General features: G+C 60.8%; 5 protein-coding genes and 1 pseudogene. 3 read left to right on the top strand and 3 right to left on the bottom strand.

Going from position 1 to position 4863, the window contains the following annotated elements:
- A pseudogene (locus tag ACJWXQ_RS12215) lies at positions 1 to 380 on the bottom strand (hypothetical protein); the annotation flags it as partial.
- A gap of 188 nt (positions 381 to 568) precedes the next feature.
- Here ACJWXQ_RS12215 and ACJWXQ_RS12210 point away from each other — a divergent pair.
- Positions 569 to 853 (top strand): hypothetical protein, encoded by a 285-nt coding sequence (locus tag ACJWXQ_RS12210; protein ID WP_346049426.1) that lies wholly within the window; start codon positions 569 to 571, stop codon positions 851 to 853.
- Positions 854 to 878: 25 nt separating this feature from the next.
- On the opposite strand, the gene ACJWXQ_RS12205 is transcribed toward ACJWXQ_RS12210, so the two are convergent.
- Positions 879 to 1154 (bottom strand): hypothetical protein, encoded by a 276-nt coding sequence (locus ACJWXQ_RS12205; RefSeq protein ID WP_346049428.1) that lies wholly within the window; start codon positions 1152 to 1154, stop codon positions 879 to 881.
- A 25-nt stretch (positions 1155 to 1179) separates the two neighbouring features.
- The gene (locus tag ACJWXQ_RS12200) at positions 1180 to 2562 is read right to left on the bottom strand and encodes an SLC13 family permease (RefSeq protein ID WP_346049430.1); all 1383 of its coding nucleotides are present in this window, start codon (positions 2560 to 2562) and stop codon (positions 1180 to 1182) included.
- An 84-nt stretch (positions 2563 to 2646) separates the two neighbouring features.
- On the opposite strand from ACJWXQ_RS12200, the gene ACJWXQ_RS12195 reads away from it, so the two are divergent.
- Together ACJWXQ_RS12195 and ACJWXQ_RS12190 are read left to right on the top strand one after the other, a co-directional pair.
- Positions 2647 to 3732, top strand: coding sequence for a Gfo/Idh/MocA family oxidoreductase (locus ACJWXQ_RS12195; protein ID WP_346049432.1), 1086 nt, complete (start codon positions 2647 to 2649; stop codon positions 3730 to 3732).
- On the top strand, positions 3732 to 4826 hold the full coding sequence (locus tag ACJWXQ_RS12190; RefSeq protein WP_346049434.1) for a DegT/DnrJ/EryC1/StrS family aminotransferase: 1095 nt from the start codon (positions 3732 to 3734) through the stop codon (positions 4824 to 4826). The genes ACJWXQ_RS12195 and ACJWXQ_RS12190 overlap by 1 nt, the downstream gene beginning before the upstream one ends.
- Positions 4827 to 4863: the final 37 nt, after the last annotated feature.

Raw genomic sequence — 4863 nt, 5'->3', positions numbered from 1 at the left:
TTCACCCGATCGCCGCTGCCGTTATCGCCGCCCTCGCGGACCAATTCGGCGTGACGCGCCTGAAACTCCTCCACATCGTCGGCCAGCAGGTAGAAGCGGCCGGGGTCGATGCGGTCAAGATAGTTGTCGAACACTTCCGACGCCATTTCCGCCGTGAATTCCCGCGCCGCGAAATGGTGTCGCTCCAGCAGCCCGGTGATCAGTCGGTCCAGGAAAAGTTGCTGGTCACTGGGTTTCAGTGGGCGTGGCGTGGATTCATCCGTGTGGCCCACATGGCAGACATCCATGTCCTTGTCGCCGTTTTCCTCGGCGAGCACGGGGCTGGTGAGCAGTCCGCTCAGTATCAAGGCGGTCAGAAAGGCCTGCAGGAGTTGCCGCATGAAGTCGTTACTCCGGTCCGTTGTTCTCAGGGGCGTGGCCCCGTCAGTAGTCGTTATTGGTCAGCATATTGGAACCTGACAGGGATTTCGAGTTCCAGTGCTGTGCCGATGGCTCCCGTTGCAATGTCCGCCCCAATACGGATAATTGCGGCGGCAAATCCGCCGTCAACCCCGCGAGGCCTCCTTCAATGAAACCCCTGGCAGTACTCAACGGCATCATCATGGGGTCCAGTTTTGCCATCTGGATCGGATTGGTCGTGGTGTTGTTCTTGTATGGGCTGAATGCCCATTATGACTATATCAGGGAAGAGATTCCCAATCTGGTGGTGCATGCCGTGATATTCACCGGTGTAACCGTCGTGGCGGCCCTGAGCTTCTGGGGGACGGTGCGGGAGCGGTGGTGGTTGTGGTACGGACAGGCCGCCATGTATGCGGTTCTCGCGGCCGTGGTGGTCTATTACTGGCCGGAGTGAGTCAGGAACGGGGCCTTGGCCCGGCTCAGGCCAGGCGGCTCTCGTAGAGTTCGGCCAACATTGCCGTTACCGCCAGCGATAATCGCTCCAGTGTGGCCTCATCGGCGTAGACCCGATTGTGGAAGGCCAGCTGTTCGGCGATGCGGCGGGCGCGGGCCGGGGCATGGGCCATTCTCGCCCAGGAGCGATAGTCTGTTGCCAGCCGGGCCATTTCTTCCGCCGCCGGAAGGCCTTCCTGCTTCATGGCCGCGCTCACTTCTTCCCGAAGTCTACCGAGAAGGGCGTCCAGATCAGATTGCATGACCGTTCTCCATTCAAGGAATTCCCTAGAAGGGCAACAGCTTGACGGTCATGGCGGTAATGACCACCGCCCCAACCAGATTAAGTCCCAAGCCTCTCAGCGCCATGCTGCGGATCGGCACCCGCCCGGTCCCGAAAATGACCGCGTTCGGGGCCGTCGCCACCGGCATCATGAAAGCGCAGCTGGCGCTCATGGCAGCGGGAATCATCAGCAGCAGGGGATCAATGCCTGCCGCCAGGGCGGTGGCAGCCATGACCGGCATCATCAGTGTTGCCGTGGCCGTGTTCGAGGTGGTCTCGGTCATGAAGGTGATGGTCAGGCAAATGCCCAGGACCAGGACCGCCAGGGGCCAGTGGGTGTAGGCGGCAATGGCCTCGCCCAGGCTGGTACTCAGGCCGCTGGCTTCGAAGGCCTTGGCAATGGCAATGCCACCGCCGAACAGAATCAGCAGCCCCCAGGGAATGCCTTCGGCGGTTTTCCAGTCCAGTACCCGGCTGCCGCGTCCGTCCGGCACAAGAAAGCACAGCACGACCACGGTCAGGGCCACGGTTGCATCCCCGGTGTAGCCGGGCATGGGCAGCCAGGCCGACCAACCGCCCAGGGGATCGGTGCGGGTCATCCAGGCCAGGGCAGCCAGGGCAAAGAGTGCCAGCACCCGGCGCTCGGCCGGCTGCCAGGGGCCCAGACGCTCGATCTCCAGTTTCTCCCCCTGCGGCATCCGCCAACCTAGGAAGAGCCAGGTGATCAGAATCAGGAGCAGGGACGTGGGGACGCCAATGCGCATCCAGTCCAGGAATGAGATTTCCTCGCCGGTCATCTCGGTGTAGACGCCCATGAAGATGACGTTGGGGGGCGTCCCAATGGGGGTGCCCAGACCGCCGATGCTGGCCGCCCAGGCCATGCCCAGCAACAGGGGGATGGCCACGCGCCTGTCATCGCAGCCCTTGAGCACCGCCAGCGCTACCGGCAACAGCATCAGAACAGTGGCGGTATTGGATATCCACATGCTCAGCAGGCCGCTGGCGAGCATGAAGCCCAGCAGTAGTCTTGCCCCGCCCTGGCCACCGACCAGGGTCACCATGCCCAGGGCCAGGCGCCGGTGGGCGTTATTTCGCTCCATGGCGGTTGACAGGATGAAGCCCCCAAGCAGCAGCAGGATCAGGCTGTGCCCATAGGCCTGGGCCACCTCGCCATGGGGCAGCACCCCGAGCAAGGGGAAGGCGGCAAAGGGGATGATGGAGGTGGCGGGAATGGGCAGGGCTTCGGAAATCCACCAGGTCGCGCAAAGCCCCGTCACTGCGGCGGTCCAGCAGGCCTCGATCGGCAATCCCTGGCGGTGGCATAGCAGGAAAAGGGCAAGTGCTATCAAAGGACCGCTGATGAGCCCGGTTTTCTTGATCTCCGGCATTATTCTGTTCCGGCTGATGAATGTCAGGGCTTTGGCAGTCACGTATAATGCCGGTCTGACTTCGAATGAACAACTGGAGCTTGTGTGATTGCGGAAACGGACCAATCAACCCTTCGGGCCGCGGTGGTGGGCGTGGGCTACTACGGCTCATTCCACGCCGAGAAGTACGCAACCCTGCCAGGTTGCGAACTGGTGGCGGTCGCCGATCACAATGAAATGCACGGCGAACGGGCGGCTGTGGAGTATGAGGTCCCCTGGTTGCGGGATCATCGGGAACTGATCGGCAAAGTGGATGTGGCCAGCGTAGTCGTGCCTGCCAATGCCCACTATCAGGTGGCCAAGGACCTGATCGAGGCGGGCATCCATGTCCTGGTGGAGAAGCCGATCACTGAGTCGGTTGGACAGGCCCAGGAGTTGATCGATCTGGCGGCGGCCAATGGCGTGACCTTGCAGGTCGGACACCTGGAACGGTTCAACCCCGCTTTCCAGGCTCTGCCGGACAATCTGCGCACACCCGACTACGTTGAGTCCCACCGCTTGACGCCATTCCCCAAGCGCAACGTGGATGTGAGTGTTGTACTGGATCTGATGATTCATGACATTGATCTGGTTCACGCCCTGATTCCGTCACCGGTGCGTCAGATTGAGGCCAAGGGCGTGTCGGTGTTTTCCGATGCCCTGGATCTCGTCAATGCCGTGATTCATTTCGAGAATGGCGCGGTGGCCAATCTTACTGCCAGCCGGGCCAGTACCCAGCCCCAGAGAACCCTGCATCTGTTCCAGCACAATGCCTATACGGTATTGGACCTGCATGCGAAGGATCTGCTCATTCAGCATCGTGCCAGCGGTGAGAAGGGTGATATCGCCGTTGAGGAAATCCGTTGCGATAATCAGGATATCCTGCGCTCGGAAGTTGAAGCCTTTCTGACTGCGGTACGTTCCGGGCAAATGCCGATGGTCACGGGTCAGGATGGCAAGGCTGCTCTGGCAACGGCACATCACATCATGGAGGTGGTGCGTCCTGATCGTGCGCCCATGGAGCCCCTGTCCATTGATCAGGCCGTCGACACCCATGAAGGGCACGTTACCCATGACACTCACCCGGAGACCCGAGAGCCCGTTTTTTCTCGCAGCTCTCTGGTAGGCAAGAAATCCAAGAAGGAGTCCTGATGGTTCCGCTTTTTGATCCCAAGCCCCAGCATGAACAGGTGGCTGCGGAAGTTCATGCCGAGACCCGCGCCGTTCTGGATAGCGGACAGTTCATCCTTGGTCAGCACGTCAGGGCCTTCGAGGAAGAAGTCGCGGACTATCATGGTGTGTCGGAGGCGATTGGTGTGGCCTCGGGTACCGATGCCTTGCATCTCTCGCTTCTGGCTGCCGGTGTGGGTCCGGGGGATGAGGTCATTACCTCACCTTTTTCCTTCATCGCCGGAGTGGAAGCGATCCTGTATTGCGGTGCCACCCCGGTGTTCGTGGATATCCGCCGGGACAGCATGAATCTGGACGAGTCCTTGCTGGAAGAAGCCGTCACCGAGCGTACGCGCGCCATCATGCCGGTGCACCTCTTTGGTTTGGCCCAGGACATGGACCGGATCATGGCAGTGGCCGAGAAACATGGGCTAAAGGTCATCGAAGACTGTGCTCAGGCTTTCGGTGCCCGTTTTGATGACCGCCCGGTGGGCAGTTTTGGTCACAGCGGCTGCTTCAGCTTCTTCCCGACCAAGAACCTGGGCGGGTATGGCGATGGTGGCTTGGTCACCACGGACGACCCCGAAATGGCCGAGCGTATTCGGGTCTTGCGCAGTCATGGCAGTGCGGTGCGTTACCACCACGATGTTGTGGGCTTCAACAGCCGCCTTGATGAAGTGCAGGCGGCGGCGCTCCGGGTCAAGCTTCGCCATCTGGAGGATTTCAATCAGTCACGCCGAGAGATCGCCGCTCGTTACCAGGAGGGCCTGTCGGGCCTGCCAATTCGCCTTCCCGAAGCGGGGGACCGCCATTACCAGGTTTATGGACAGTACACGGTGCAGGTTGAAGGCCGCGACAGGGTTCGTAAGCGGCTGGGGCAGGCGGGCATTGGCACGGCGATTTATTATCCCATCCCCCTGCACAGGCAGGCAGTCTGCGGTGATCGATATCAGTCTCTGAGTCTGCCCGTATGTGAGTCGGTGGCCGAGAGTTGCTTCTCCCTGCCCATGTTCCCAGGGATGACCCTGGATCAGGCCGACGAAGTCATTGCGGCAGTCAAGGAGTCCCTTAGCTAGGGAGCCTCTGATCAATCCATTAATGGATTGATCAGAG

Source organism: Natronospira sp., assembly GCF_007134575.1.
GTDB classification, from domain to species: Bacteria; Pseudomonadota; Gammaproteobacteria; order Natronospirales; family Natronospiraceae; genus Natronospira; species Natronospira elongata.
The sequence above is the reverse complement of the archived record's forward strand: the minus strand, read 5'-3'. Positions and strand labels throughout refer to the sequence as shown.